Raw genomic sequence first — 25,979 nt, 5'->3', positions numbered from 1 at the left:
GCGTGCAGCAAGGCCGAAAGTCCTAACGGAGGGGCGGCGCGGTGCGGGATGCTGACCGGTGACGATGGGAGGAGCCCGATGGAGGCTCAGGACGGTGGTGGACGGGAGCGCGTGCCAAGCGGCGGCAGGATCGTCGTGGGATTCGACGGTACGAGCTCCGCGTGGCGGGCCCTTGACTGGGCTGCCGCGCGAGCGGTCGAGCGCGGGGCGGCCTTGGATGTCGTCCACGCCGTCGACACACGATTGGGGGCGGCCGTGTTCGGACCGCGCTTCGACATCATCACCACCGCCGAGGAGGAGCTGGCCGAAGCTCGAGGGCACGTCCACGCCCTCGCCCCGACCGTCCCCGCGGTGTTCCGCTCTCTGGAGGGTCCGCCGTCCGCGGCGCTTCTCGCAGCATCCACGGGGGCCAGGCTCCTGGTCGTCGGGACGGACAAACGGGCAGGGGACGACGGCTCCCGCATCGGCTCGCTGCCGGGAAGACTGGCGTCGAGAGCGGAGTGCACGGTCGCTGTGATCCCCGACCGGGCACCGGTGGAGCGGAACGTGGTCGTGGTCGGGCTGGACGGCTCCGTCGAGTCGCTGTCCGCCGTGGCGTTCGCCGTCGAAGAGGCCGGCTGGCTGCACGCGCGAATCGACGCCGTCCACGCCTGGGACGTGCCCGAAGTGTTTCAGCGGGCGCTCGACGCCGGACGGCCGGTCGATCCTGAGTATCTGGCCCGCGTCGAGCGAGTGATCCCCGACGCGTTGGCGCAGGTCACCGGTGCGCGCGGAGCCGCCATCACACCGGTCGTGGTCCGTGACAACCCGGCGAAGGCGCTGATCGAACGCGCGACGGGAGCGGCTGCGCTCGTCGTAGGAACCAGGGGACGAGGACGACTCCTCGCCGGAATGCTCGGGTCGGTCAGCCACGATGTGCTGCAGAAGCTGCCATGCCCCGTCTTCGTCTGCCCGCAGCCGTACGACATCGGCCGGTCCCCGACGACTGCTGACGAGAGAGAGGGCGAAGGATGAACGACAGGACGATCGTCGGATGGGATGGCAGCCTGGAGGCGGATCTCGCCCTCGAATGGGCGGCAGAAAGAGCCGTGTACGAGGGCGACGGGATCATCCTGGTCGATGTCGAGGACACGGACGCGCTCACCCCTGGCCAGGTCGTGACGGAGCAGATGGTCGCCCGGCGTCATCTCGCTGCCGACGCTATGGCCCAGCGTGTCGCAGACGAGTATCCCGGCCTCCGGGTCAACACGCACATCATGGCGGGCGCACGATTGGAGGAGCTGCGTCGGCGGACGCGGCCGGACACGCTCGTCGTCGTCGGCACGGGTGAGCGGAAAGGACCGCGCGGTCGCTACCACTGGTCGCTCGGCGCGCGCCTGGCGGCCTCGGCGCACGGCGCGGTCGCCGTCATCCCGGGGCTGCCGGAGGCGTCCCGTTCCGTAGTCGCGGTGGGGGTGGACGGTTCGGAGGTCTCGTTCAAAGCCGCTCGGTTCGCCGCGCGCGAGGCGCGACGGCTGCACCAGGAGCTCGTGGTGGTGCACGCGTGGCTGGACCCCGTGGTCAGCGTTCCGGACATCCGGCTGGACGGTCCCTTCCTCGGCGAGCTCGAAGAGGAGCACCAGCTCGTACTCGACGCGGTCGTTCAGAGCCTCCGCAGCAGCAATAGGGATCTGACGATCACGCCGGTGCTGACGAGGAGTGAGGCCCACGTCGCGCTGAAGCAGGTCGCGGAGTCTGCGTCCATGCTCGTCGTCGGCACCGAGAGGCTGCACGGTGTCGACCGTGTGCTGCTCGGCTCGGTGAGCCACGCCATGATCCTCGATATCGCTGCACCGACGGTGGTCGTCGGTCCCGACAGTACGGTCTGACCGCTCCGTCGACGGCGGGTGGCTACCCGGATGTGCCTGCGCGGTGCTCGAGCTGAAAGACCGCGGCTTGGGTGCGCCGCTCCAACCCGAGCTTGGCCAGCAGCGAACTGACGTAGTTCTTCACGGTCTTCTCGGCAAGGCCGAGCCTGTCGCCGATCTGGCGATTGGTGAAGCCGTCCGCGATCAGCGCGAGCACTTGACGCTCCCGCAGCACGAGCGAGCCGAACCGCGGGTCGTCCTCCGGCTGCTTCAGCTGCGTGGCAATCCGCGACGCGATACCGGGGTCGATCAAGCGTTTCCCTGCCGCCACCGCGCGGATGTCGGCGAGCAGCGAGCTGCCCTGGATGTCTTTGATGACGTAACCATCCGCGCCGGCGATGATCGCAGCACGGAGCGCGTCGTCGTCGTCGTACGCCGTGAGCATCAAGCAGCGGATCTCGGGAGCCTCCTGCTTGACCTTCCTGCACACGTCGATGCCGCTGCCGTCGGGAAGTCGCACGTCCACGATGGCCACGTCCGGCTGAACGGCGAGGATGCGCCCTCGCGCCTGGGCAGCGGTCGCTGCCTCACCGACGACCTCCATGTCCGGTTGCGCGTCGATGATGGCGGCGATGCCGCGCCGGACGATCTCGTGGTCGTCGGTGAGAAAGACCCGGATCGTTCCGACGGTCATCGCGTCGCCTCCGGTATCGGCAGTCGGAGACACAGGCGCGTGCCGTCCGCTCCCGTGTCGATGGTCAGCACGCCGCCGAGACGCCGTGCCCGTGCGTCGAGGTTCGCGATCCCGCTCCGCCGCGTCGCGTCGCCGATGCCGTGCCCGTCGTCGGTGACCGTCACGGAGATGTCGGCGGCCGTGGCCGTCGTGGTCACGGATGCGGTGCGCGCTCCCGCGTGACGGACGACGTTGGTCAGGCCTTCCCGCACGAATGCCGCGATGTCGTCGGTGAGCTCCTGGCCCGCCACGATATCGACCGGGCCGGTGAAGGACAGCGTCGCCGGTTCGGGGAGTGCCGACCCGACGTCGTGCACGATGTCGAGGAGCCGGTGCCGAAGGCCGGCGCCGGACTCGTGGTGGTGGGAGAGCGCGAAAATGATGGTCCTGATCTGCGCGATCGCCTCGTCGAGCGACTTCACCGTCCCCTCGATGCGTTCGGCGACCGTCCCGGGTCCGGTCATGGCTTCGATGCTCTGCAGCGCCATCCCGGCGCCGAAGAGCTGCTGGATGACGTGATCGTGCAGGTCGCGCGCGATCCGTGCTCGCTCCTCGAGAAGCTGGACGCGCTGCCGATCGGCGCGGGTGGCGGCGAGCTCGATCGCGATGGCCGCCTGGCTGCTGAGCGAAGCGGTTCGTTCGAGCTCGAACGCGGTGAAGGGCAGGGCGCCCGATGACCGGTGGGCGAGGAGAACCGGAGTCAGACGTTGTGCTGCACCGTCGAACGGGACGATCAGCGCGGGACCGGTCTCCCATCCGCTCAGCGGGGGAAGCAGGCCGATGTCCTCCGCGCGCGTGGTCTGGGCGGATTCGGCAGCCGATCGCAGCTGGCCGTTCGTCAGCGGGAATGAGCCGACCGGCGCCTCCCCGGTGCTCAGCGCACGCACGCTGAGGGTGTGCTCGTCGGGATCGATCAGCACCACGCAGACGTCGTCGGCGTGGACGAGCGGGGCGACACGTGTGCAGAGCTCGTCGAAGGCGGAGTTCTGCTCGGCACCGAGGATCGCGGCCGTCATCTCGGCCGCTGACGCGCTCCATGCCTGCCGGGCTGCGGTCTCGGCGAAGAGGCGGGCATTGTCGATGGCGAAGCCGGCATTGTCGGCGAGTGCCCGCACCAGCTGCTCGTCGTCGTCCGAGAAGCTACCGGAGTCCGGGTCGGTCAGATAGAGGTTCCCGTAGACGGAGTCGCGCACGACGATCGGGACCCCGAGGAACGCAGACATGGGCGGATGCCCGTCGGGGAAGCCTGCGGAGCGGGGGTCCGCGGCGATGGTGTCCAGCCGGATCGGCCGGGGATCGTCGATGAGTGCGCCGAGGAGCCCGTGACCCTCCGGGAGGTGGCCGATCCGTTCGACATCCGACTCGTCCATGCCGACGTGAATGAACTGCTCGAGGCCGCCGCCTTCGGCGATGACTCCCAGGGCCCCGTACTTCGCCCCGACCAGGGAGACTGCGGCGTCGACGATACTGCGCAGCACCGTGGGGAGTTCGAGATGCGAGACGACCGCCCTGTTCGCTCTGACCAGTGCACGGAGCCGCCCCTGGGTCTCCATGACCTTTGCCGCCTGCTCGACCAACTGGCCCAGGGTGCGGTCGAGTTCCCCTCGAGGCGCATCCGGGAACGTGATCGGCTCATCACCCTGCATGTCACATCCCTCGAAGGACTGTCATCGTCGATGTCGAGTGTAGTTCCACCGGTCAAGAGCGTGCAGCAGTCTCCGGACCGACGATGACGGTCGGGGCAGGGATTCCGAGCGCCAGCCCGTGCGACACTGACCCGAGCCAGGCACGCTTCCAGCCGGTGAGCCTGCGGCTGCCGACCACTACCATGAACGCGCCAGCGGATGCTCCGGTCAGACCCGCGATCGGGTCGCGGCGGAGCAGGGACGAGGCGATGGCCAGCCTCGGGTGGCGCTCGCGCGTGAACCGGACGTGTTCGTCGAGAAGTTCGCGGTGCGCCGTTTCCTGCGATCCGACGAATTCGTCGTCGGGGACCACCAGCGGTTCGCCGGCGAGCGGCGCCTGCCAGCAGTGCACGATGGTCAGCGGCAGATCGAGCGAGGCTGCCTCGTCGGCGGCGAAAGCGAGTGCGAGCCCGCTGATCTCGGATCCGTCGACGCCGACCACCACGCCCGTCCCAGCGCCGCCGTTGTCGGCGGCGGTGTCGGCCGGCACGATGGCGACCGGGCCGGAGGCCGAGGTCGCCAAGCGGGCACCGATCGACCAGCCGTAGCGGATCAACAGCCCGGTGCGCCTCCTCGTTCCGACGACGACGAGGGTGTCGGGCACCGTCTGCAGGCTGAGCATCTCCAGCGGGTCTCCGACGATGAGCTCGTGGCGGGCGAGAGCTGCCGGATGCGTCTGCTCGAGGAGCTCCACACGCGCCATGAGCCTGTCCTGCTCTTCTTCGATCGCGCGCTCCAGCGCCACGTGGTCACCGACGAAGAGCGTGGCGTCTACCACGTCGACGAGTTCCAGCCGCGATCCGGCATCCCGCGAGCGCCGCAGCGCCCAGCCGAGCGCAGCCTCGGCCGCGTCCGTCCCGTTCCAGCAGACGAGCGTTCGGTCAGTCATGGTGTTCGCCATCCTTTCTGACACGCAGGACGAGCGACCCACTCGCCCGCCCGTCGCGCAGGTCGTCGATCGCGTCCGCCAGTCCGGCGAACGGTATCTCTGTCACTCGCGGTCGCAGACCGAGGTTCGCGGCCAGAGCCAGGAAGCGCATCCCGTCGGCCCGGGTGTTGGCCGTGACCGTGCGCAGGTCGCGCTCGCGGAAGAGCGTGTCCCCGTACGACGTCGACGGCAGATCGGACATCTCGATTCCCGCGAGGACGACGGTTCCCCCGCTGGTGACGGCGCGGAGAGCGACCGGCACGAGCGAGCCGGCCGGCGCGAAGACGATCGCCGCGTCGAGCGGTTTCGGCGGCTCGTCCGCCTCGTCGCCGACGAACCGTGCACCCAGTTCCCTGGCAAGCGCTCTGTTCTGCTCGCCGCGGGTCATCGCGAAGACCGTCGCGCCCGCCGCGAGTGCGAGCTGGGCGGTGACGTGCGCGCTGGAGCCGAAACCGTAGATGCCCAGTGTCCCTCCCTGAGGGAGTTTTGCGCGCATCAGCGCCCGGTAGCCGATGATGCCGGCGCAGAGAAGAGGGGCCGTCTGGAGGGCGTCGGCGTCGTCGGGGAGCCGGTAGACGAAAGCCGCGGGTGCGACCAGATACTCGGCGAAGCCCCCGTCGGCATCCCAGCCGGTGTACTGCGACCGGGGACACAGATTCTCCGCGCCTTCCCGGCAGAATGCGCACTCGCCGCAGGTGCGCCGCAGCCACGCGACGCCGACCAGGTCGCCCGGCCGGAGATGAACGACCGCGGTCCCGACGGCCTCCACGGTGCCGACGGCCTGATGGCCGGGCGTCACGGTCGGGGAGTGGACCGCGATCTCGTGATCGACGACATGGAGGTCGGTTCGGCAGATGCCGCACGTCTCGACTCTGACCAGCACCTCGTCGTCGCCTGGTTCAGGCACAGGTAGCGTCCTCATCTCCAGCCCGCCCGGCTGTCCCGTGGTCCGCCACGCGATCATGTCGCCCATGAGTCGTCTCCTCTCCGCTCAGAGTCAACCTCGGCACCGGGTGACGGGGGAGGCCGTTGGTCCCGCGGGACCAACGGCCTACGGCGCGAGAGCCGATCCGCTGAGACTGTCGTCGGAGGTGCCCAGAATGAGGATCCGCAGGTACGTGGTCGGCGTCGACGGTTCAGTGCCGGCACGAGCGGCTGTCCGCTGGACCATCGCGATGGCCCGACGGCTCCCGGCGCCTGTGACGCTGGTGCACATCGCCGACGACGAGTGGGGTGCGGTCGGCTCACAGCTGATCGATGAGGTCGATGAGAACGCGAAGCAGCTGCTGGCGGACGACTTCGAATACGCGCGCACACTCGGTGACGGCGTCACTCTCCGCGCCGAGTTGCGCCGGGGCAGTCCGATGGCCGAACTCGCCGGGTGCAGCGACGAGGAGACTTTGCTCGTGGTCGGAACGCACAAGACCGGGTTCCACTACGGACGCGCCTATGGCTCGCGCAGCCTGCAGCTCGCAAATCTCGCCCTCGGTCCCGTGGCGATCATTCCGGAGGTCGCGTCCAGAATGCGAAGAGGCGTGATCGTGGGCGTCGACGACACACCCGCTGGCCGTTCAGCCGTGGATTTCGCCGCCGACCTGGCCGGGCTCCGGAAGTGCGAGCTGATGCTGGTCCGGTCGTCGGAGTCCCGTGTGCGGTTCACCGTCGACACGGACGACGACATGAGCGATTGGCTGCTGCGCCGAGACGACGATGCACGGGCTGCGCTCGTGACGGCTGTGACCAGGGCGCGGGAACGGCAGCCGGACATCACCATCAGAAGCCGGGTGGTGCGACGTCCGGCCGGCTCAGCACTGACCGAACTGGCTCGAAGCGCCGAGTTGCTGGTGATCGGCGATTCACGGAGGGCCGAGGCGGAACTCGGAAGTCTGGGAGCGGTCGCGTACGACGTGCTCCTGAACTTATCGTCGCCGACCGTCGTGGTGCACGCGCCGATTCCGGTCGCGCACGGCGGACACACGGACGTGAAAGGAGAGAGCGATGTCATCGGATGAACCGGTCCGCGAATTGGACCGAGACGAATGCAGAGAACTGCTCAAGCAAGGAACACTGGGTCGCCTGGCCACCGCTGCGGGAGGAGAGGTCGACATCTTCCCCGTGAACTACTTCTCGGACGGTGCCAGCATCCTGATCAGGACGGCACCGGGCACGAAGCTGCTCGAACTCACCGTGCACGCGGCCGTCGCGTTCGAGACGGACGGCTACACAGAGGACGAGGCGTGGAGCGTCGTCGCCCACGGCCGGGCACGACAGCTGGAGAGCCAGACCGAGATCGACGAGGCGGAACGCGCCCCGTTGCAGCCGTGGATCCCCACCCTCAAGTACCGCTACGTCCACATCGATATCGAGCGGATCACCGGGCGGCGATTCGAGCGGTCCCCCGAGCCCGAGCGCTGGTGAGCGCGAACGGAAGACGAAGATGAAGCGAAGGAGAAGGTCAGATGAGCGACACCCCAGTGACTGATTACCCTGCTGTCGAGAGCGAGGACCGCATCCACCCCGGTGGGCGGATCGTGGTCGGCGTCGACGGATCGGCGGCATCGTTCTCCGCGCTGCGGCGCGGTGCGCGGATCGCCGAGAGCTTGGGCTGTTCCCTGGTGGGCCTGACTGTCTGGGAGTATCCGCAGGCATGGCCGGGCTACATGATCGACGGCTGGTCGCCCGAGGCGGATGCCGAGGCCATCGCAGAGAACGCCGCCGAGGAAGTTTTCGGCTCTGCCGTGCCGTCGTGGTACTCGACCGTCGTCAGGAGCGGGTCCCCGGCGCGACAGTTGATCGCCGAGTCGGAGGGTGCGGAGATGCTGATTGTCGGCAGCAGGGGGCTCGGTGGGTTCACCGGGCTCCTTCTGGGCTCCGTCTCCCGTTCGTGCGCCGAGCACGCGGACTGCCCCGTGCTGGTCATCCACGGAAAAGAAGCCGTGCTGAAGCACTGAAAGTGTCGACCGCGCTCACTGCTGGACGGACGGGACCTTCGACTCGACCCCCAGCGTCCTCCCCCAGGAGCGGGCGCGGTCGACTTCGCCGTCTTCGAGCACGGACTGCTTGTCGACGAGGAAGCTGTTCTTCGCCGCGAACCGCCGGGACCCGAGCTTCCTCAGCCGCTTCTCGATGGCGTTCGCGGCCGAGCCGCTGAAGATCTCCGTCATGTCCGCACGGGTGTCGAACGCGGCGAACCGGTCAGGGAGGTCTCCACAGGTGTCCAGCCACTCGCGGACACCGATTCCCTCCGCATCCGGCTCGAGGGTGAGGTGGCGCTCCTGTTCGTCGCCCCAGCGCCCGGCTTCCGTGCGCGTAGACGGTCTGCTCAACCCGTGGACGTGGGTAGGCGCCCCGACGAGGAGGAGATCGACTGCTCCGAACGTCTCCGGAGCGTCCTTGACGCGGACGACGGTCGCCGCGACGCCGGTTTCTCGGAGCCCATCCGCAATGGCCTCCGCCACCCGGCGGGTGTTCCCGAACATGGATTCGTAGACGATCGCCACAGCGACGTCCGTGTGTGGTGTGTGCATGACGCCACCGTGACAGGTCGGCCGCGACGGCGCTGGGTCGAAAGTCATGTGGTGAACGCGGGACTTTCGGCACTCCGTCGGGTGCGCTGGAATGCGATTCTCGAAGCACCCCAGCTCACCGGAGGACACGATGACCCACACGATCACGGTCGGCGTCGATGGAGAAGCCGCACACCGAGGCGCCGTCGACTGGTCGGCAGCACGCGCAGCCGAGTCCGGTGCGCAGTTGGTCCTCGTCACCGTGATCGAGCGGCCGTGGGGAGACGGCGAACATCCTGCGCGCCAACTCGTCTCGGCCGCCGAAGCGCTGCTCGCGGCCGAGCGAGTCAACGCGGAACGCACGACCGACACCGTCACGACCAGAATCGCGCACGGCGGGGTGGCACAAGAACTCGTCCGCGCATCCGGTGACGCCGAGCTGCTGGTCGTCGGCTCGCGCACGGGAGTCGAGAGAGGCCGCGCCTTCGCCGGATCGCTCGGCGTTCGCGTCGCTGCTGCTGCGCCGTGTCCCGTCGCCGTCATCCCGCATGATTGGCGCCCCGCGGGCTCCGGTGTCGTGGTCGGGGTGGACGGGGAGCTGCCCTCCGAGGTCGCCGTCGCCTTCGCCGCCGACGAAGCGGCGAGGCTGCGCGAGCGGCTGCACATCGTGTGCGTCGGATACACCGCCAATCCCTTGCTGGCGGGATTCGTCCCCGAACGGTCGCTCGGCGACCATCGGCAGCGGATCGTCGATGCCGCAGCGCGAAGGGCGCGCGATCAGCATTCCGACGTCGACGTGACGACGGAGGTCATCGAGGCCGCCCCTGCGCGCGGGCTGGTGGATGCCGCGCGCGGAGCCAGGATGCTCGTGCTCGGAACCCACGGCCGTCACGGGGTGCGACGGCTCATGCTCGGTTCGGTGAGCCACGACGTCCTGCTGAACCTGCAGACCCCGATCGTGATCGCCAAGCGCCGGCCGGAGGGCCGCGAGAGTGAGGAGCGGTCGCGATGATCGCCACGGATACACAGCGCAAGGAGCCGATCACTCTCGTCTTGGAGGAGGCGGTCCCGGTGCGGATCGATTGGGGCGGAGAGCGCTTCTACGTGGATGTCCCTCCCGAGCCGCGCGGGATGCTCGTTCCCCCGGCTCTCACGGGAGCGCCCGATCCTCGCATGGTGACGGGTTGGCGGATCGCCGCATCATCGGCGGACGGCCGCCGTCACGTGTTCGATGTCACGAGCTGCGGCGGCGCGCGCTGGTGGCTGACCGGCCTGGACACGTGACCGGCGGACGCAGCGCCGTCGTCTCGCCCGACACGAGTCCCGTCCGCACGGCAGCAGGGGAGACCATCGACGTCGTCCTTTCCGTCGTCGGCGGGTCACGGGACGGGCTGACCTCCGCCGGCGCCTCATCGCGTCTCGCGACGACGGGTCCGAATGCCGTCCGCGAGCATCGCGCCCGCCCGGGCCGCGTGTTGCTGCGCCAGGTGCGCAGCCCCCTGCTGTTGCTGCTGTTCGCCACCGCTGTCGTGTCCGCCTTCCTGGGGCAGGGGGTGGAATCGATCATCATCGCCGTCATCCTGCTGATCAGCGTCGGACTGGGCTTCGCCGGCGAGTTCCGCGCCGAACGCGCAGCCGACCTCCTCCACGACCGGCTGAGACACACGGCCGTGGTGCTCAGGGACGGTACGCGGCACGCGGTCGATGTGACAGACCTGGTGGTCGGAGATGTCGTGGTGCTGACCGTCGGCACGGTGGTGCCCGCCGACCTGCGCCTGATCGGCTGCACCGCACTGGAGTGCGACGAGAGCATCGTTACGGGAGAGGCGACCGCTGTGCCGAAGACGACAGAGCCGGTGCCGGTCGGCGCAGGCGTCGGCGACCTCTCCTGTTGCGCGTTGATGGGCACCATCGTGCACGCGGGAAGCGGGATCGGTGTCGTCGTCGCGACGGGCGCGCGCACCGAGTTCGGCCGGATCGCGGTCGGTCTCGGCGTTCAGGAGCCGCAGACCGAGTTCCAGCGGGGCCTCGGCCGGTTCTCGGTCTTCCTGCTCGGCGTCGCACTGGTGCTCACCTCGGTGATCCTCATTGCGGCGCTTCTTCTCGGCCGTCCCCTGATCGAGAGCCTGCTGTTCGCTCTCGCCATCGCCGTCGGCATCACGCCGCAGCTTCTGCCCGCTGTCGTCAGCACCAGCCTGGCAACAGGATCGCGGGCGCTCGCCAGACGCAAAGTGCTCGTCAAACGCATGGTCTGCATCGAAGATCTCGGCGATCTCGACCTTCTCGTCACGGATAAGACGGGGACGCTCACCACCGGTGCCATCGTGTTCGACCGTCCCGTCGCCCTGGATGGTGTCTCGGATGGCGAGCTGATGCTGCTCGGTCTTCTGGCCACCGACGCGGATCCTGGAGCGCGGGAGGCGGTCGGCCTCAATCCGCTGGATGCCGCGCTCCAGGAGGCGCCGGCGGCGAGCGCGTCACCCGTCGCCGCATACCGCCGGCTCGATGTCCGGCCGTTCGATCACGAGCGCCGGATGACGAGCGCGCTGGTCGTCGCGGCCGGATCGGAGCCGATCGTGGTGGTGAAGGGCGCACCCGAGTCTGTGCTTCCGCGCTGCACCGAACCGGATGCGGACGCGGCAGCGGTGCTCACGAGTCTCTATCAGGCGGGGGCCCGCGTCGTCGCCGTGGCGACGAAACCGGCACCGGGCGGGCAGCGGCTCGCCGGGGCCGACGAGAACGGCATGACTCTGCGCGGCTATCTGGCTTTCGTGGACGGGGTGAAGCCTGGCGCGCAACGCTCGCTGCAGAGGCTCTCCGCGCTGGGCGTCGATGTGAAGATCTCCACCGGCGACAGCGCCGTGGTTGCTGAGCGGGTCTGCGAGCAGCTCGGTATGTCGTCGCTCGGCACGCTCACCGGCGACGACGTGGACGCTCTGAGCGACGTCGAGCTGGAGGAGCGCGCTCGATCCTCGACGATCTTCGCCCGGGTATCGCCTGAGCAGAAGGCGCGGATCGTGCGGGCGCTGAGGCAGAGGGGACGCGCCGTCGGATTCCTCGGCGACGGCGCGAACGACGCGCTCGCCCTGCACGCCGCCGACATCGGCATCTCCGTCGATTCAGCGATCGACGTCGCCAAGGATGCGGCGGACGTGATCCTGCTCGACAAAGACCTCGACGTGCTCGCCGATGGTGTCACGGAGGGCCGACGTATTTTCGCGAACACGATCAAGTACGTGCTGATGGGCACATCGAGCAACTTCGGCAACATGTTCAGCGCATCCATCGCCTCCGTCGTGCTGCCGTTCCTGCCGATGCTGCCCGGGCAGATCCTGCTGAACAACCTGCTCTACGACGCCGGTCAGCTGGCGATCCCGACCGACAATGTCGACGAAGAGCAGCTGAGGGCGCCATCGCATTGGGACATCGCCGCGATCCGCCGGTTCATGCTCCTGTTCGGCCCGATCAGTTCGGTCTTCGACTTCGCCACCTTCGGGCTCATGTTGTTCGTGTTCAGTGCGGCGGCTCCGGAGTTCCGTTCCGGCTGGTTCATCGAGTCGATCGCAACGCAGACGCTCATCGTGTTCGCCGTGCGCACGCACCGGGTGCCGTTCCTTCGCAGCCGTGCGTCCGTCCCGTTGACGCTCTCCGTTCTCGCCGTCGTGGCGGTGGGGGCCTGGTTGCCATATTCGCCACTCGCCGGGTTGCTCGGTTTCGCGCCGCTTCCCGCCCCGTTCTTCCTCGCCCTGGTCGCCATGACCGTCGCCTACCTGCTCCTCGTCGAGGGGGCCAAAGTCTGGTACTACGCCTCCCTCAGCCGCGCGGCGGCGCCGACCGTGCGCCGCCGCCGCTACCCTCACCGGGTGGCCAGGCGAGCGGCACGGTTCACGACGCTGTCCCCGCGGTCACGCTGACGGTCTCGCCGAACTCGGGCACTCTGGCCTCCCAGCCCAGCGCCTGACGCACCCGCTTGCGCAGGGCGTCGGATGCGTCCGGCTCACCGTGGGTGAGGTAGACCGAGCGCGGTGCGCGCGGCGCCGTGCTCATCCATTCCACGATCTGCCGGGCATCGGCGTGAGCCGAGAGCATGTCCAGCGTGTGCACCTGGGCCGCGATGTGGATGTCCCTGCCGAAGATTCTGAGCACCCGTTCGCCGCGTTGCAGGGCTGCGCCGCGGGTTCCGCCGGCCTGGAAGCCGGTGAGCACGATGGCGTTGCGGGGATCGGTGCCGTAGGCGACGAGATGGTGCAGCACCCGGCCTCCTTCGAGCATCCCGCTCGCCGAGATGATCACGGCCGGACCGCCGCGGAGGTTGAGGAGTTTGGAGTCGTCGACCGTCCTGACCAGCGTCGCGAGGCGATACATGGCGGTGAACTCCGCCGGCGGGATGCGGTGCTCCTCCGGGTAGCGCGCGTAGATCTCGGAGGCATCGACGGCCATCGGACTGTTCAGGAAGATCGGGACCTCCGGGATGCGACCGCTCGCCATCAGGCGGCTGAGGTGGAGCAGCAACGTCTCCGCTCGCCCGACCGCGAAAGCCGGGAGGACCACCACGCCGCCGCGCCTGCATACGTCGGTGACGATGGCGCCGAGCTGTGCCTCCGCATCCGAGCCGGGGTGTATCCGGTCACCGTACGTGGATTCGCAGACGAGGGTGTCCGTCTCTTCCAGCGCGCGCGGCGGGCGCATGAGAGGGTCGTCCACCCGGCCGAGATCTCCCGTGAAGTGGATGCGGGCGCCGTCGGCGTCCACCAGCACCTGTGCCGCGCCGAGGATGTGACCGGCCGGGACGAACCGCACCGGCACGCCTGCCACGGTGAACGGTTCGTCGAACGGGTGCGGCTCGAAGCGTTCCAGCGCGATCGCGGCGTCCTGCTCGGTGTAGAGCGGCTGTGGCGGAGAGTGCTTCGAGGTGTGGTGTCGCGCGGCGAACGATGCCTGCTCCTCCTGCAGGCGTCCGCTGTCTCTCAGAACGAGACGGCTGAGCTCCGACGTTCCTCTGGTGGCGTGGATGCGTCCTCGGAAGCCGTCGCGCACGAGAGCGGGAAGGTATCCGGTGTGGTCGAGGTGAGCGTGGCTGACGACCACGGCGTCGATGCTGGCCGGTTCGAGAGGAAACGGTTTCCAGTTCCGTTCGCGGAGGACCTTGTATCCCTGGAACAGGCCGCAGTCGACCAGGATGCGTCGCCCATCGGTCTCGACAAGGTAGCGGGACCCGGTGACCGTGTCGGTCGCTCCGAGGAACGTCAGCGCCGCGTTCATCGGACGGCGATTCTGCGATTCCGGACGAGCCCGAGGCCCAGAAGCAGGAACCCGAGTTCGGCGAGCCCCAGCGCGAAGTACACCGCCTGCAGCGGGCTGAACGGGATGTACATCATCTGAACGAAGATCCAGATCAGCAGAGCGAAAGAGGCGGCAGCCACAGTGAACGGCCCGGCTCCCGCGCCGGACCCGATGAGGAACGATGCGAGGAGATGGATTCCTCCGACCACCACGGCGAGCAGGATGCCGGGAACCAGGTACGACGCGAATGGACTGTCGCCGAGGAAGGACTGATCCGGCAGGATGCCGCCGGAGGTCGAGGATGCGACCGCCCCGAAGATCAGGGCGCCGCCTCCCGCGATGGCCGTCAGGCCGATCGCGGCGGACACGACAGCGAGCACGACTCTGTTCCAGCGCTTCATGATGCCTCCGATGCTCATCCATCCCAGCTTTCCCGTCTTTCCGGGTTCCCCACCGGGCCGAAAGACCCGTGCCACGTGTCACGGCGGGAGGACTTTCGGCCTGCCGTCGTTGTCGCCACCCCGGGAGACTGACCGCAGACCGGAAGGAGAGCCGCCATGCAGGCAGCAACCGTCACCCAGTACAGCGAACCGCTCATCGTCGAGGAGCGGCCCATCCCGTCGCCGGGACCCGGGGAGGTGCTGGTCCGTCTTGAAGCGTGCGGTCTGTGCCACACCGACATCCACGCCATCAACGGCGACTGGCCGGTGAAGCCGTCCCTGCCGTTCGTCCCCGGTCACGAGGGCGTCGGCATCGTCGAGAGACTCGGCGACGGGGTCACCACCAGGACGATCGGCCAGCGGGTGGCCATGCCGTGGCTCGGCCATGCGTGTGGAGAGTGCCGCTACTGTGTCGACGGGCGCGAGAATCTGTGCGAACGGCAGTACAACACCGGCTATTCCCGTGACGGCGGCTACGCCGAGTACGCGCTCGCGGACGCGCGTTTCGCCGTCCCTGTCCCCGACGACATCTCGCCCATCGATGCGGCCCCGCTCACCTGCGCCGGTGTCACCACCTACGCCGCGGTGAAAGCCGCTCGCGTCGTGCCCGGGGAGCGGGTGGTGGTCTTCGGGATCGGCGGCCTCGGCCATCTGGCCGTGCAGTACGCACGGCTCGTCGGCGCGCAGGTGATCGCCGTCGACGTCACGGAGGAGAAGCTGGAGCTCGCCGTGCAACTCGGGGCGGATCACGCCGTGAACGCGTCCGAGGTCGATCCGGTGCTGGCGATCCAGCATCTCGGCGGGGCGGACGTGGCGATCGTCCTGGCCGTCGCGCCCAGCGTCTTCGACCAGGCGTTCCGATCCCTCAACAGGGGAGGCCGGCTCGTGCTCGTGTCGCTCCCCGCGCAGGGGACGCTGACCGTTCCGGTCTTCGACACCGTGCTGAAGGGCATCTCGATCATCGGCTCGATCGTCGGCACGCGGCAGGACCTGGCCGAGGTGTTCGCCCTGCACGCGGCAGGGCGAACGAAAGTGATCGCCGCACCACGCGATCTGCGGGACGTGAACGCGTCCGTCCAGGAGGTGCTCGCCGGTCAGGTGCCCGCCAGGCTCGTCTTCGTCTACGATTCGGCGTTGCCCGTCGAGGACGTGACGGCGACCACCGAATCGTCGGGAAGCGACAGCTGACGAACGCGGCGGGCCTGTCGCCGGCGTTCGGGTGCGGGTATGCTCGCGGCCAACGAAAGGGTCATCGATGAGCCGCGACAACGACAAGAACGACGAACTGCGCGAGGAGCACCAGGAGCAGGAGGAGCATCGCCAGGAGTTGCGTGACGACGTCCTCGACGAATCCGGAGGCGGCGTGGATGACTTCGGCTCGCAGGACGAGCGGCGCAAAGAGGGGCGCGGTCGACTGTAGGACTACGGCGCGCAGCCTGAGCCCGTCGCCGCGGGCCGGGTTCGCTGCTACCGGGTGCGCGCATCCGGTGCTGTCGCCTCCAGGGCGCGGATCAGGGACTGGGCGTCGAACGGGCCCACGTGGCGGCGGCCGTTGACGAAGAAGGTCGGGACGGCCGTGATGTCCATCGCCTCGGCGTCGAGCATGTCGTCGCGGACGCGGGCGGCGACCTCGGCGGAGTTCAGGTCGGCCTCGAAGCGTTCGACGTCGAGACCGAGCTCCTGAGCCCGCCGCACGATGTCGGAGGGCAGCTGGTGCTCCTGGTCGGCGAACAGGCTGCGCTCGAAGTCGAAGAAGCGGCCCTGGAGCGCCGCAGCCTCCGACGCCTCCGCCGCGGCCTGGGCGTTGGGGTGGTAGTGGCTGAGCGGGGCGTGGCGCCAGACGTAGCGCAGGTCGTCGCCGATCTCACGCCGGACCTCCTCGACCGAGCCGGTGGCCTTCAGGCAGAAGCCGCACTGGAAGTCGCCGTACTCGACCAACGTGTACCGGGCGTCCTCCCTGCCGTAGATGTGGTCGCGGCGCGGGTCGACGGGGCGCGCGAGGAAGCGGCCGCTCTCCTTGCCGGGGTGGCGCGCATCCGAGATCCGGAAGATCAGGGCGGCCAGCAGGAACGCGACGACGGAGGCGGTCAGCACGGCGACGCGCGCCTCATTCTGCACGGCGGGGTCGTCGATCGCGAGGTCGATGATGAACAGCGAGATGGTGAACCCGATGCCGCACAGCGCTGCACCGCCCGCGACGCGGTCCAGCGACAGCCCTGCGCCGAAATCGCCGATCCGGAAGACGCGCATCAGAGCACTCGACCCGAACACGCCGAGGAACTTCCCGGCGACCAGGCCGACCAGGATGCCCCAGCTCACCGGCGATGTGACGGCGGCGGCCAGGATGTCCGGGCTCAGCTGCACCCCGGCGTTCGCGAGGGCGAAGAGGGGGAGGATCACGTAGGCGACATAGGGCGCATACGCCGATTGGAGGCGCTCGTTGATCGAGATCGACTCCCGCAGGCTGTTCGCGGCCGCCCGGGCGTACTCGGTGTTCGGCGACTGGCGGAACGTGCGCGCGAGGTCGAGGGCGTGCTCGACGTCCCGCCGGTTCGGCCGGTAGACCGGCACCAGCAGCGCGATGGCGACGCCGGCGAGGGTGGGATGCACGCCGGAGGCGAGGAACGAGAACCACACGATGATCGCGAGGGTCGCATACACCGGTCCCCGGCCGCCGCGCAGGTAGCGCGTGAAGAAGACCCCGACGAGGCAGACGGCCGCGACGATCAGCGGCACAGGGTTGAAGTTCTCGGTGTAGACGAGCGCGATGATACTGAGCGCTCCGATGTCGTCGACGACCGCCAGGGCCAGCAGGAACACCCGGAGCCGCCCCGGCGCACGCGGCCCGATCAGCGCGAGCGCGCCGACCAGGAAGGCGGTGTCGGTGGAGATCACGACGCCCCAGGCGTGCTCCTGCCCCGAGCCGGAACTGATCAGGACGAACAGCAACGCAGGCACCACTAGGCCGGCGACGGCGGCCACGACCGGGATCACGGCGCGCGACCAGCTGGTCAGCTCGCCGATGGCGAACTCGCGGCGCACCTCCAGCCCGACCGTGAAGAAGAAGATCGCCATCAGGGCGTCGTTGACCAGGGCGTGCAGCGTGAAATCGAGGTGCACATCCTGGACGCCGACGGTGAAGTGGGTCTCCCAGAACGCCTCGTACGACGAGGCGGCGATGTTCGCCCACACGATCGCGGCGACGGTCGCGATGAGCAGCAGGAGCGCGCCGATCCTGTTCTGCCCCAGGTTCCGGATGCGCTCGGCGATGGAGGGCCGGCGGGCGCCGGACTGCGGCAGGTCGGGGTCGGGCGACCGCTCGATGACGGTCAGTCGGGTCATCCCAATATTCTGGCGCGCCGGAGACGGTTTGTGGGGTTTTCGGCGGAATCGGGGTGCTCGCCGCTGCCCGGGGTGGCCTGCCGTGCGACCCGGATCGGCTACGTTAGGTTGGCCTCATCAACAGTTCGCCCCCCGTCGACTGGAGTTCCCGGAAATGCCTTTCGCTCGTCAGCGCCTGCGGCACGAATTCGCCGTGCGTCACGTCACCGTCCGCCGTGTGAGCAGGATCGTTCCGGCGATCGTTCGCGTCACCTTCAGCGGCAAAGACCTGGATGGGTTCACGAGCGCAGGGCCGGCCGACCACGTGAAGGTGTTCTTCCCCGACCAGCAGTCCGGGATGCTCGTGGTGCCGACCGTGACGCCGGACGGCATCGAGCCGCCGGAGCACGGGACGCCGATCTCGCGCGACTACACGCCGCTCGCATTCCGTGCGGCGGCGGACGGGAACGCGGCCGAACTGGACATCGACTTCGTGCTGCACGGCGACGAAGGGCCGGCGTCGGCGTGGGCGGCGCGTGCGACGCCCGGAGACGTGGTCGCCATCGGCGGCCCGCGCGGATCGCAGCTCGCGCCGGAGGGCGTCGGGCGGCTGATCCTGGTCGCCGACGAGACGGCACTGCCCGCGGCGAGCAGGTGGCTGGCCGCTGTCGACCCGGCCGTCCCCGTGACGGCGCTGTTCTTCGTGGCGGACGAGAGCGTGTCTGGGTATCTGCCCGCGGAGGTGGCGGAGCGCGTGGATGCGCGGTGGCTGAGTGGCAGTGGCGCCGGCGCTGGTGGCGCCGGTGGCGCATCCACTGTCGGGGCGGCGCTGCGGGAGCTGGGGCCGATCGGCGGTGACACGTACGTGTTCCTGGCGGGGGAGGCCGGGGCGCTCATCCCGTTGCGGCGCTACCTGCGCAGGGAGCTGGGGCTGCCGGCCGAGCAGGTCTCGGCGAGCGGGTACTGGAAGCGCGGCGTCGCCGCGCTCGACCACCACGCGCCGGTGGACCCGAGCGACCCGGACTGAGCGGGCGGCACTGAGCGAGCGCACCTCGGCGTACGACCGAATGTTGCGCGAGGGTGCGCGCATCCACGCCGGGATTCGTACAGTTGCTGCATGGCTGACTTCGAGACCAGGCAGATCCACGCCGGTGCCGTCATGGACGCGCAGACCAGCGCGCGGGTGACCCCGATCTACCAGACCGCCGGGTACGTGTTCTCCGACTTCGACGACGGCGAGGAGCGGTTCGCCGGGCGCAGCACGATGCGGGCGTATTCGCGCAACGAGAACCCGACCAATCAGGTGGCGGGGCGGCGTCTGGCCGACCTGGAGGGCGGGGTCGACGGGATCGTCGTGGCCAGCGGGCAGGCGGCCATCGCGGCGGCGCTGTTCTCGCTCGCTCGTGCCGGAGACCACATTCTGGCCACGTCGTCGCTGTACGAGGGGACCCGGGAGATGTTCCGCGGCGCACTGCAGCGCCAGGGGCTGGACGTCGAGTACGTCGCCGACGACGCCGACGAGGCGGAGTGGGCGTCGCGGATCACCGACCGCACGAAAGCCGTGTACACCGAGACCATCCCGAACCCGCTGAATCAGGTGGTCGACCTGGAGCGGCTGGCCGGGATCGCCCACCGGGCCGGCGTCCCGCTCGTGGTGGACAGCACGGTGGCGACGCCATATCTCTGTCGCCCGATCGAGTGGGGCGCCGACATCGTGATCCACTCCACCTCCAAGTGGCTGGCGGGGCACGGGGCGGTGATCGGCGGGGCCGTGATCGACGGGGGGACGTTCGACTGGGCGGCCAACGCCGACCGGTTCCCGCACCTGGTGGATGCGCCGCGGCCGGGCGTCCCGTCGTATGTCGAGCGCTTCGGGGCCGGCGCGTATCTCGGCTACCTGCGCACGGTGACGGTGCTCGAGTACGGGCCGACGGTGCCGCCGACCAGCACGTTCCTGCTGCTCCACGGGATCGAGACGCTGTCGCTGCGGATGGACAAGCACATCCGGAACGCGCAGGAGATCGCGGAGTGGCTGGCCGGGCGTCCCGAGTTGGCGGCGGTGCACTATCCGGGGCTGGCGGGCGACCCGTTCCACGAGCGGGCGCAGAAGTATCTTCCTCTCGGGCCCGGGTCGATCGTCAGCATCGACCTGGCGGGAGGCAGGGAGGCGGCGCGGCGGTTCATCGACGCGCTCGAACTGGTCACGCCGATGACGCACATCGGCGACGTCCGCACGCTCGCGATCCACCTGGGCAGCACGATCCACGCCAAGCTGACCGAGCAGGAACGACGGGATGCGGGGATCACGCCGGGACTGGTGCGGCTGTCGATCGGGCTGGAGAGTGCCAGGGACGTGATCGCCGACCTGGAGCGCGGGCTGGTGGCCGCGGGGGTGTAGCGGCGGAGAAGTGCGGCGACACGCCGCGCGGGGGTCCGTTCGGACGGAGATCCGGCGCTGGCGGGGTCGTTTCTCCGCTGGTGCGGACGGGCCGCGGGCGCGTGGCGTGAGCCGCGGTCAGGCGGGGATGGCGGGCGCGTGGGAGCGGGAGGCTGCCCGGGCGCGGACCGTGGCCGCGATGCGGCGGACCGCCTCGGAGATGGTGGCCGGGTCGCAGGCGATGTTCATCCGGGCGAAGCCGTGGCCGCCCGTGCCGAAGGTCGGGCCCGAGTTGAGGGCGACGCGGGCGTCGGCGAGGAGGGTGGCGGCGGGGTCGTCGCCGAGGCCGAGGGCGCGGAGGTCGAGCCAGACCAGATAGCCGGCGTCCGGTTCGACCACCCGGACCTCCGGCAGGTGGATGCTCAGCTCGCCCACCAGGAGCCGGTAGTTGTCCGTGATCCGGTCGACGGTCTGGTGCAGCCAGGTCTGCGCCTCGTACGCGGCGATGTTGGCGTGGAGGCCGATGATGCTGGTGCGTGCGGCGAGCTCTTCGGGGAACCGGGTGAGCATCGCGGCGGAGTCTGCGTCGTTCGCGACGGCGACGGCGCACTTGAGGGCTGCGAGGTTCCAGCCTTTGCTGGCGGAGGTCACCGTGACGGAGCGGACCCCCGCCCCGGTACACGCGACGGCGAACGGCGTGAACGGGGAACCGGGATGTGCGAGCGGAGCGTGCACCTCGTCGCTCACCACGAGCACGTCGTACTCGGCGGCGAGGCGCGCGAGCTCGCGCAGGCTCTCCCTGCTGTGCGAACGGCCGGTGGGGTTGTGCGGGTTGCAGAGGAGGAACGCATCCACCCCGGTGGCGAACGCGCGCTCGATGGCCGGAAGGTCGAGCGACCATCCCGCGTCTTCGCGCAGCGGCACGTCGACGGCCTCCGCGCGGGCCTCTCCGACCATCTCGGAGAAGGGCGCGTAGACGGGAGGGGTGAGCACGACGCGGCCGCCGACGCTCGGCACCGCCAGGCGGAGCGTCTCGAGCACCCCGACGGTCACGTCCGTGGCCAGGTGCACGCGGGACTCGTCGACCTGCCAGCCCCACGCGGCGGAGGCGAACCCGGCGAAGGCCGCGGCCAGCGGACCGGGGGAGTCGAGGTAGCCGGTGTCGGAGCGCAGCAGGTGGTCGATCGCGGTCTGAGCGACGGAGGGCGCGATCTCGAAATCCATCTCGGCCACCGACATCGGAAGCACATCGGCGGGGAACCGGTGCCACTTGATGCTGGTCCTGCGTTCGCGCAGGTCGGCGAGGGGTCGCGCGTGAATGCCACTCATGGGACAACTGTCCTCGGCTGCGGCTCCGAGCGCCAACGGGCTGTCGAAAACTGAAACAATCCGGGCGAGTGCCGCCCGGATTCCGCGTCAGACGGCGGCGTCCCCCGACGTGTCGCGGCGCGCCCTGACCTCTTGCTCCAGCTGCCGGATGCGCTCCTGCCGCTGGTGGTACGCGATCTCCTCCTCGACGGCGGCGAGCTGCTCCTCCGTGCTGAGCGGGCGCGTGCGGTGGCTGCTCTGCTGCTGCGGCGCCTGCTGCTCCTTGCGCACGATGACCGTGCGCCGCGGACGGGGCGCACTCTGCGCGTACTCGCGCCCCAGCGCGAACCACAGGATGCTGCCGATCAGCGGAAGCAGGATCACGATGAACACCCAGGCCAGCTTCGGCAGGTGCCGCACCTGGTCGGACGGACGCAGGATGATGTCCACCAGGGCGAAGACGAACAGCGTGAGCGCGAGCAGCGGAACGAGCAGCATGGCCCCGATCCTATGGGAACGCTGTGTCCCCTGGCCATGCCGCCCGCGCTCGCCGCCCGCGCTCGCCGTGTCCGGTCAGCCGAACGGGATGGCGCCGAGCACGACGCCGACCGTGAGCATTACCAGCGACACCACGAGTGCACGCCAGAGGACCTTCTTGTGGTGGTCGCCGAGGTTGACGTTCGCCAGGGACACCAGCAGCAGGATGGCGGGCACCAGCGGGCTCTGCAGGTGGACGGGCTGGCCGATGATCGACGCCCTGGCCATCTCCACCGGGCTGATGCCGTATGTCGCCGCCGTCTCGGACAGGATCGGCAGGATGCCGAAGTAGAACGCGTCGTTCGACATGAAGAACGTCATCGGGATCGAGAGCAGGCCGGTGATCACGGCGAGGAACGGCCCCATCGACGCGGGAACCACATCCACCACCCAGTTGGCCATCGCGGTCACCATGCCCGTGCCGTTCAGCACTCCGACGAGCACCCCGGCGGCGAGGACCATCGACACGACGCCGACGATGCTCGGTGCGTGCGCGACGATCTCGTCCGCCTGGCTGCGCAGCTTCGGGAAGTTGATCACCAGGGCGAGGGCGGTGCCGACCATGAAGATGTACGCCAGCGGCAGCACGTCGAGCACGAGCAGCACCATCACGACGAGCGTGAGGGCGAGGTTCACCCAGATGAGGCGTGGACGGAGGGTGGCGCGGTTCGGGTCGAGCATGGTGTCGGCCATCGCGGTGTCCCCGCGGTCGGGCTTCGCGCCGGATACCGTGACGATGCCGGTGGTGTCGACCGAGCCGCGCGCGCCGGGAGCAGCCTGCGTTCCACGGACCAGCCGCCCGCCCTGGAACAGCGAGAACCGGCCGGTGGATGCGCTGCCCGCGCCGACCGTCTCCGTCTCCTGCAGCATCGGAGTCGCGAGGGCCAGCGTGCCGAGCCGGCGGCGCTCGCCGAGGCCGAGCATCCAGATCAGCGTGAACGCCACGACCAGGCCGACGCCGAGCGAAGGGAGCATGGGCACGAAGATGTCCGTCGGGGAGACGCCCAGCGCCGACGCCGCCCGGGCGGTCGGGCCGCCCCACGGGACGATGTTCAGGGTGCCGTTGACCAGGCCGGCGACACAGGTGAGCACGACAGGGCTCATCCCGAGCCTGAGGTAGATCGGCAGCATCGCAGACGTGGTGATGATGAACGTGGTCGACCCGTCGCCGTCGAGGGACACGGCTCCGGCGAGGACGGCCGTGCCGATGACCACCTTGGCCGGGTCGTTTCCGAGGAACCGGACGATGAACCGGATGAGCGGATCGAACAGCCCGACGTCGATCATGATGCCGAAGAACATGATCGCGAACATCAGCAGCGCGGCGGTCGGCGCGAGGTCGCCGATGGCCTTGAGGATCATGTCGCCGAGCCCGAGGCCCGCCCCGGCGAACAGCCCGAAGATGGTCGGAACGAGGATGAGGGCGACCATCGGCGTCAGCCGTTTGGTCATGATGAGCGCCATAAAGGTGAGGATCATGGCGAATCCGAGGATGACGAGCACGCCGACTCCTTTGTCGTAGCGGATGGGACGGTGACACGCTACGAGGGGATACGGCGCCCGGCCGGGTATCGCGCGTTCCGGAACGATCTGCGCATTCTCCGGGTTCTGCGCATTCTGCTCATTCGGCGGCGGGCGGTACCGACGCCTACCCTGGGTGGGACACGAAGGAGTCTCGGGATGCGGTTCGCCAGCCATGTGCTGCTCCTCCAGCTGGCCACGGTGTCCGCCGTCGTCGCGGTGAGCGCCGGGGTGTTCACCGTGCTCGGCGTGCAGCAGCTGCAGCGGGAGGCCGAGTCGTCGGCGCTCGCCATCGCGCGGACCGTCGCGGAAGACGTGGAGGTGCGCGCGTCGGTGGCCGAGTTCAGCGAGGACCCGGGAACGCCGACGCACGCTGCGGTGGCGGCCGGTCCGTTGCAGCCGCTCGCCGAGGCTGTGCGGACGCGCACCGGAGCGCTGTTCGTCGTGATCACCGACGACCACGGCATCCGGCTCGCGCATCCGAATGAGAGCAGGCTGGGCGAGCGGGTGAGCACGAGCTTCGAGGACGCGGTCGCCGGGCGGGAGACGGTCTCCTGGGAGACCGGGACGCTGGGCGAGTCGGCGCGGGCGAAGGTGCCGGTGTACGCGCCGGGCGGCGGGGGCAGCGGTGCCCCGGTGGGCGAGGTCAGCGTCGGGTTCGCGCGGGCGAGCGTGTTCACCGAGCTGCCTGGGCTCCTCGGCGGGATCGCGGTGACGGCGGTTGTCGCGCTCGCGATCGGCGTCGTCGCCTCCGTGCTCATCCGCAGGAGGCTGACCAGGCTGACCATCGGATTGCAGCCGGAGGAGCTGGCCGTCCTCGTGCAGGACCAGGCCGCCGTGCTCGACGGCGTCGGTGAGGGCGTGCTCGCGCTGACGCCCGGCGGCGAGGTGAGCGTCTGCAACGAGCGCGCCGCCCGGATGCTCGGGCTGACGCATCCCGTCGGGTCGCCCGCGCGGGAGCTCGGTCTGCCCGCCCCGCTCGCGCGGCTGCTCGCGGACGCGGGAGGAGCGACGGGGGAGGCCGCGCAGGATGTCTTCGTGGCGGACGGACGCGTCGTCTACGTGGATGTGCGCCGCGTCGAGCGCGACGGCCACGACCTCGGAACCGTGGCCGTGCTGCGCGACCGCACGGACCTCGACGCGCTCGCCCGGCGGCTCGACGCCGTCGCGACGATGACCAACGCGCTGCGCGCGCAGCGGCACGAGTTCGCGAACCGGCTGCACGTGGTCGCCGGGCTGATCGACGCCGACCGGGTGCCGGATGCGCGCAGCTACCTCGCCGACGTGGTGGCACGGGGTCCGCTGAAGTTCCCTGTCGAGCACGCCGACCGCATCCAGGAGCCGTACCTGCAGGCGCTGCTCGGGGCGAAGGGCATCGAGGCGGCGGAGCGCGGCGTGCTGCTGACGCTGGGCGCCGAGACTCTCGTGACCGGCGCCGTCGCGGAGCCGGAGGACGTGGCGACCGTGCTCGGCAACCTGATCGACAACGCCATCAGCGCCGCCGTCGACGGCGAGGAGCCGCGCTGGGTGGAGGTGGAGCTGCTCGATGACGGGGCAGACCTGTTCCTGACGGTCGCGGACTCCGGTGCGGGGGTTGCCGACCCCTCCGCCCTGTTCGAGCGCGGGGACGACCGGGAGCGCGCGGGAGCGGACGCGGTGCACGGCCACGGGTTCGGCCTGCCGCTCTGCCGCGACATCGCGCGGCGCCGCGGAGGCGACGTGTGGCTGGTCGACGCGGGCGGTGATGCCGGCGGCGCCGTGCTCTGCGCGCGGCTGCCGGGCACGATGCATCCGGAGCCGGTCGGCACCGCAACGGAAGGGGGTCGCCCGTGAGCGACGACATCCGGGTCCTCGTCGTCGACGACGACTTCCACGTGGCGGGGCTGCACAGCGACGTCGTCGCCTCTCGCCCCGGTTTCGCGGCCCTGGAGCCCGTCCACACCGCCAGGGAGGCCCGCGCCGTCGTGCGCGACAACGCGCCGGACCTCGTGCTGCTCGACGTCTACCTGCCGGACGGCGACGGCCTGGCGCTGCTCGCCGAACTCGACGTGGATGCGTTCGTCATCAGCGCGGCGACGGACGGCGCGACCATCCGGCGTGCCCTGCGCTCCGGCGCGCTGACCTACCTGATCAAGCCGTTCGACGCCCGCCTGCTCTCCGACCGGCTGGATGCGTACCTGCGCTACCGCAACGTGCTGCGCGACGACAGGGGAGCCGACCAGGAGGCGGTCGAGCGGGCGCTGCGCATCCTGCACTCCGGCGACACCGGAGCGGCGTCGTCGTCGCGGTCGGCCACGGAGCAGCTGGTGCTGGCGCAGCTCGACGGCGGAGAGGTGACGGCCGCGGACGTCGCGGCGGCGACCGGGGTGTCGCGGGCGACGGCGCAGCGCTATCTCGCCGCGCTCGCCGCCCGCGGACTGGTCGAGGTTGCACTGCGCTACGGCACCACCGGTCGTCCGGAGCACCGCTACCGCCGCGCGTGACCCCCTGCGG

The 25,979-nt window shown here is 69.8% G+C and carries 25 protein-coding genes; 14 read left to right on the top strand and 11 right to left on the bottom strand.

Annotated features, from left to right (window positions below; all coding sequences use genetic code 11):
• Positions 1–78 precede the first annotated feature (78 nt).
• Both HF024_RS13960 and HF024_RS13955 read left to right on the top strand, forming a co-directional pair.
• Positions 79–1,014, top strand: a complete 936-nt coding sequence (locus tag HF024_RS13960) for a universal stress protein (RefSeq protein WP_168689947.1) — start codon at positions 79–81, stop codon at positions 1,012–1,014.
• Positions 1,011–1,868, top strand: a complete 858-nt coding sequence (locus HF024_RS13955) for a universal stress protein (RefSeq protein WP_168689946.1) — start codon at positions 1,011–1,013, stop codon at positions 1,866–1,868. The genes HF024_RS13960 and HF024_RS13955 overlap by 4 nt, the downstream gene beginning before the upstream one ends.
• A gap of 22 nt (positions 1,869–1,890) precedes the next feature.
• Here HF024_RS13955 and HF024_RS13950 read toward each other — a convergent pair whose 3' ends face one another.
• From HF024_RS13950 to HF024_RS13935, 4 genes are read right to left on the bottom strand one after another with little or no spacing between them, the layout of a single operon-like run.
• Positions 1,891–2,541, bottom strand: a complete 651-nt coding sequence (locus tag HF024_RS13950) for a response regulator transcription factor (RefSeq protein WP_168689945.1) — start codon at positions 2,539–2,541, stop codon at positions 1,891–1,893.
• Positions 2,538–4,226 carry a GAF domain-containing protein gene (locus HF024_RS13945; RefSeq protein ID WP_168689944.1) on the bottom strand — a complete coding sequence of 563 codons (1,689 nt, stop codon included), beginning with the start codon at positions 4,224–4,226 and terminating at the stop codon, positions 2,538–2,540. The genes HF024_RS13950 and HF024_RS13945 overlap by 4 nt, the downstream gene beginning before the upstream one ends.
• Positions 4,227–4,278: 52 nt before the next feature.
• Entirely contained in the window at positions 4,279–5,154 is an 876-nt protein-coding gene (locus tag HF024_RS13940) for a universal stress protein (protein ID WP_168689943.1), read from the bottom strand.
• Positions 5,147–6,157, bottom strand: a complete 1,011-nt coding sequence (locus HF024_RS13935) for a zinc-dependent alcohol dehydrogenase family protein (protein WP_168690912.1) — start codon at positions 6,155–6,157, stop codon at positions 5,147–5,149. The genes HF024_RS13940 and HF024_RS13935 overlap by 8 nt, the downstream gene beginning before the upstream one ends.
• Before the next feature lie 49 nt (positions 6,158–6,206).
• On the opposite strand from HF024_RS13935, the gene HF024_RS13930 reads away from it, so the two are divergent.
• Genes HF024_RS13930 through HF024_RS13920 form a run of 3 tightly spaced genes read left to right on the top strand, consistent with a single transcriptional unit; the run spans position 6,207 to position 8,144 of the window.
• Complete coding sequence (locus HF024_RS13930; RefSeq protein WP_247597119.1) at positions 6,207–7,205, top strand: universal stress protein; 999 nt, start codon at positions 6,207–6,209, stop codon at positions 7,203–7,205.
• Positions 7,192–7,611, top strand: coding sequence for a pyridoxamine 5'-phosphate oxidase family protein (locus tag HF024_RS13925; protein WP_168689942.1), 420 nt, complete (start codon positions 7,192–7,194; stop codon positions 7,609–7,611). Before HF024_RS13930 ends, HF024_RS13925 begins: the two co-directional genes overlap by 14 nt.
• A 41-nt stretch (positions 7,612–7,652) precedes the next feature.
• Positions 7,653–8,144 (top strand): universal stress protein, encoded by a 492-nt coding sequence (locus HF024_RS13920; RefSeq protein ID WP_168689941.1) that lies wholly within the window; start codon positions 7,653–7,655, stop codon positions 8,142–8,144.
• 15 nt (positions 8,145–8,159) lie between these two features.
• On the opposite strand, the gene HF024_RS13915 is transcribed toward HF024_RS13920, so the two are convergent.
• The gene (locus HF024_RS13915; RefSeq protein ID WP_168689940.1) at positions 8,160–8,720 is read right to left on the bottom strand and encodes a flavodoxin family protein; all 561 of its coding nucleotides are present in this window, start codon (positions 8,718–8,720) and stop codon (positions 8,160–8,162) included.
• A gap of 130 nt (positions 8,721–8,850) precedes the next feature.
• On the opposite strand from HF024_RS13915, the gene HF024_RS13910 reads away from it, so the two are divergent.
• The 3 genes from HF024_RS13910 to mgtA are packed head-to-tail and all read left to right on the top strand — an operon-like array spanning position 8,851 to position 12,613.
• Positions 8,851–9,711, top strand: a complete 861-nt coding sequence (locus HF024_RS13910; RefSeq protein ID WP_168689939.1) for a universal stress protein — start codon at positions 8,851–8,853, stop codon at positions 9,709–9,711.
• Positions 9,708–9,983, top strand: a complete 276-nt coding sequence (locus HF024_RS13905; RefSeq protein WP_168689938.1) for a hypothetical protein — start codon at positions 9,708–9,710, stop codon at positions 9,981–9,983. The genes HF024_RS13910 and HF024_RS13905 overlap by 4 nt, the downstream gene beginning before the upstream one ends.
• Positions 9,959–12,613, top strand: a complete 2,655-nt coding sequence (gene mgtA / locus HF024_RS13900; RefSeq protein WP_247597118.1) for a magnesium-translocating P-type ATPase — start codon at positions 9,959–9,961, stop codon at positions 12,611–12,613. Before HF024_RS13905 ends, mgtA begins: the two co-directional genes overlap by 25 nt.
• Here the strand turns inward: mgtA and HF024_RS13895 are convergent.
• Complete coding sequence (locus HF024_RS13895; protein ID WP_168689937.1) at positions 12,585–13,961, bottom strand: MBL fold metallo-hydrolase; 1,377 nt, start codon at positions 13,959–13,961, stop codon at positions 12,585–12,587. The genes mgtA and HF024_RS13895 overlap by 29 nt on opposite strands.
• A complete protein-coding gene (locus HF024_RS13890; protein WP_247597117.1) occupies positions 13,958–14,401 on the bottom strand; it encodes a hypothetical protein in 444 nt (147 codons plus the stop codon). Before HF024_RS13890 ends, HF024_RS13895 begins: the two co-directional genes overlap by 4 nt.
• A gap of 138 nt (positions 14,402–14,539) precedes the next feature.
• Here HF024_RS13890 and HF024_RS13885 point away from each other — a divergent pair, with 138 nt between their 5' ends.
• A complete protein-coding gene (locus HF024_RS13885) occupies positions 14,540–15,610 on the top strand; it encodes a zinc-dependent alcohol dehydrogenase (protein ID WP_168689936.1) in 1,071 nt (356 codons plus the stop codon).
• Positions 15,611–15,677: 67 nt separating this feature from the next.
• The gene (locus HF024_RS13880) at positions 15,678–15,842 is read left to right on the top strand and encodes a hypothetical protein (protein ID WP_168689935.1); all 165 of its coding nucleotides are present in this window, start codon (positions 15,678–15,680) and stop codon (positions 15,840–15,842) included.
• A gap of 47 nt (positions 15,843–15,889) precedes the next feature.
• Here HF024_RS13880 and nhaA read toward each other — a convergent pair whose 3' ends face one another.
• Positions 15,890–17,764, bottom strand: a complete 1,875-nt coding sequence (gene nhaA, locus HF024_RS13875; RefSeq protein WP_085371089.1) for a Na+/H+ antiporter NhaA — start codon at positions 17,762–17,764, stop codon at positions 15,890–15,892.
• Positions 17,765–17,918: 154 nt separating this feature from the next.
• Between nhaA and HF024_RS13870 the strand changes: the two genes are divergently transcribed.
• Complete coding sequence (locus HF024_RS13870; protein ID WP_168689934.1) at positions 17,919–18,770, top strand: siderophore-interacting protein; 852 nt, start codon at positions 17,919–17,921, stop codon at positions 18,768–18,770.
• 90 nt (positions 18,771–18,860) lie between these two features.
• A complete protein-coding gene (locus HF024_RS13865; protein WP_168689933.1) occupies positions 18,861–20,141 on the top strand; it encodes an aminotransferase class V-fold PLP-dependent enzyme in 1,281 nt (426 codons plus the stop codon).
• Between the two features lie 117 nt (positions 20,142–20,258).
• On the opposite strand, the gene HF024_RS13860 is transcribed toward HF024_RS13865, so the two are convergent.
• From HF024_RS13860 to HF024_RS13850, 3 genes are all read right to left on the bottom strand, one after another.
• Positions 20,259–21,449, bottom strand: coding sequence for an aminotransferase class I/II-fold pyridoxal phosphate-dependent enzyme (locus tag HF024_RS13860; protein ID WP_168689932.1), 1,191 nt, complete (start codon positions 21,447–21,449; stop codon positions 20,259–20,261).
• 87 nt (positions 21,450–21,536) lie between these two features.
• Positions 21,537–21,926 (bottom strand): PLD nuclease N-terminal domain-containing protein, encoded by a 390-nt coding sequence (locus HF024_RS13855; RefSeq protein ID WP_168689931.1) that lies wholly within the window; start codon positions 21,924–21,926, stop codon positions 21,537–21,539.
• Between the two features lie 75 nt (positions 21,927–22,001).
• On the bottom strand, positions 22,002–23,492 hold the full coding sequence (locus HF024_RS13850; protein WP_348770487.1) for an SLC13 family permease: 1,491 nt from the start codon (positions 23,490–23,492) through the stop codon (positions 22,002–22,004).
• Positions 23,493–23,645: 153 nt separating this feature from the next.
• On the opposite strand from HF024_RS13850, the gene HF024_RS13845 reads away from it, so the two are divergent.
• Together HF024_RS13845 and HF024_RS13840 are read left to right on the top strand one after the other, a co-directional pair.
• A complete protein-coding gene (locus HF024_RS13845) occupies positions 23,646–25,319 on the top strand; it encodes a sensor histidine kinase (RefSeq protein ID WP_210723957.1) in 1,674 nt (557 codons plus the stop codon).
• Positions 25,316–25,969, top strand: coding sequence for a response regulator (locus HF024_RS13840; RefSeq protein ID WP_168689930.1), 654 nt, complete (start codon positions 25,316–25,318; stop codon positions 25,967–25,969). Before HF024_RS13845 ends, HF024_RS13840 begins: the two co-directional genes overlap by 4 nt.
• Positions 25,970–25,979: the final 10 nt, after the last annotated feature.

The sequence above is a fragment of the Leifsonia sp. PS1209 genome, assembly GCF_012317045.1.
GTDB lineage: Bacteria > Actinomycetota > Actinomycetes > Actinomycetales > Microbacteriaceae > Leifsonia.
This window is presented reverse-complemented; position numbering and strand designations above follow the sequence as displayed.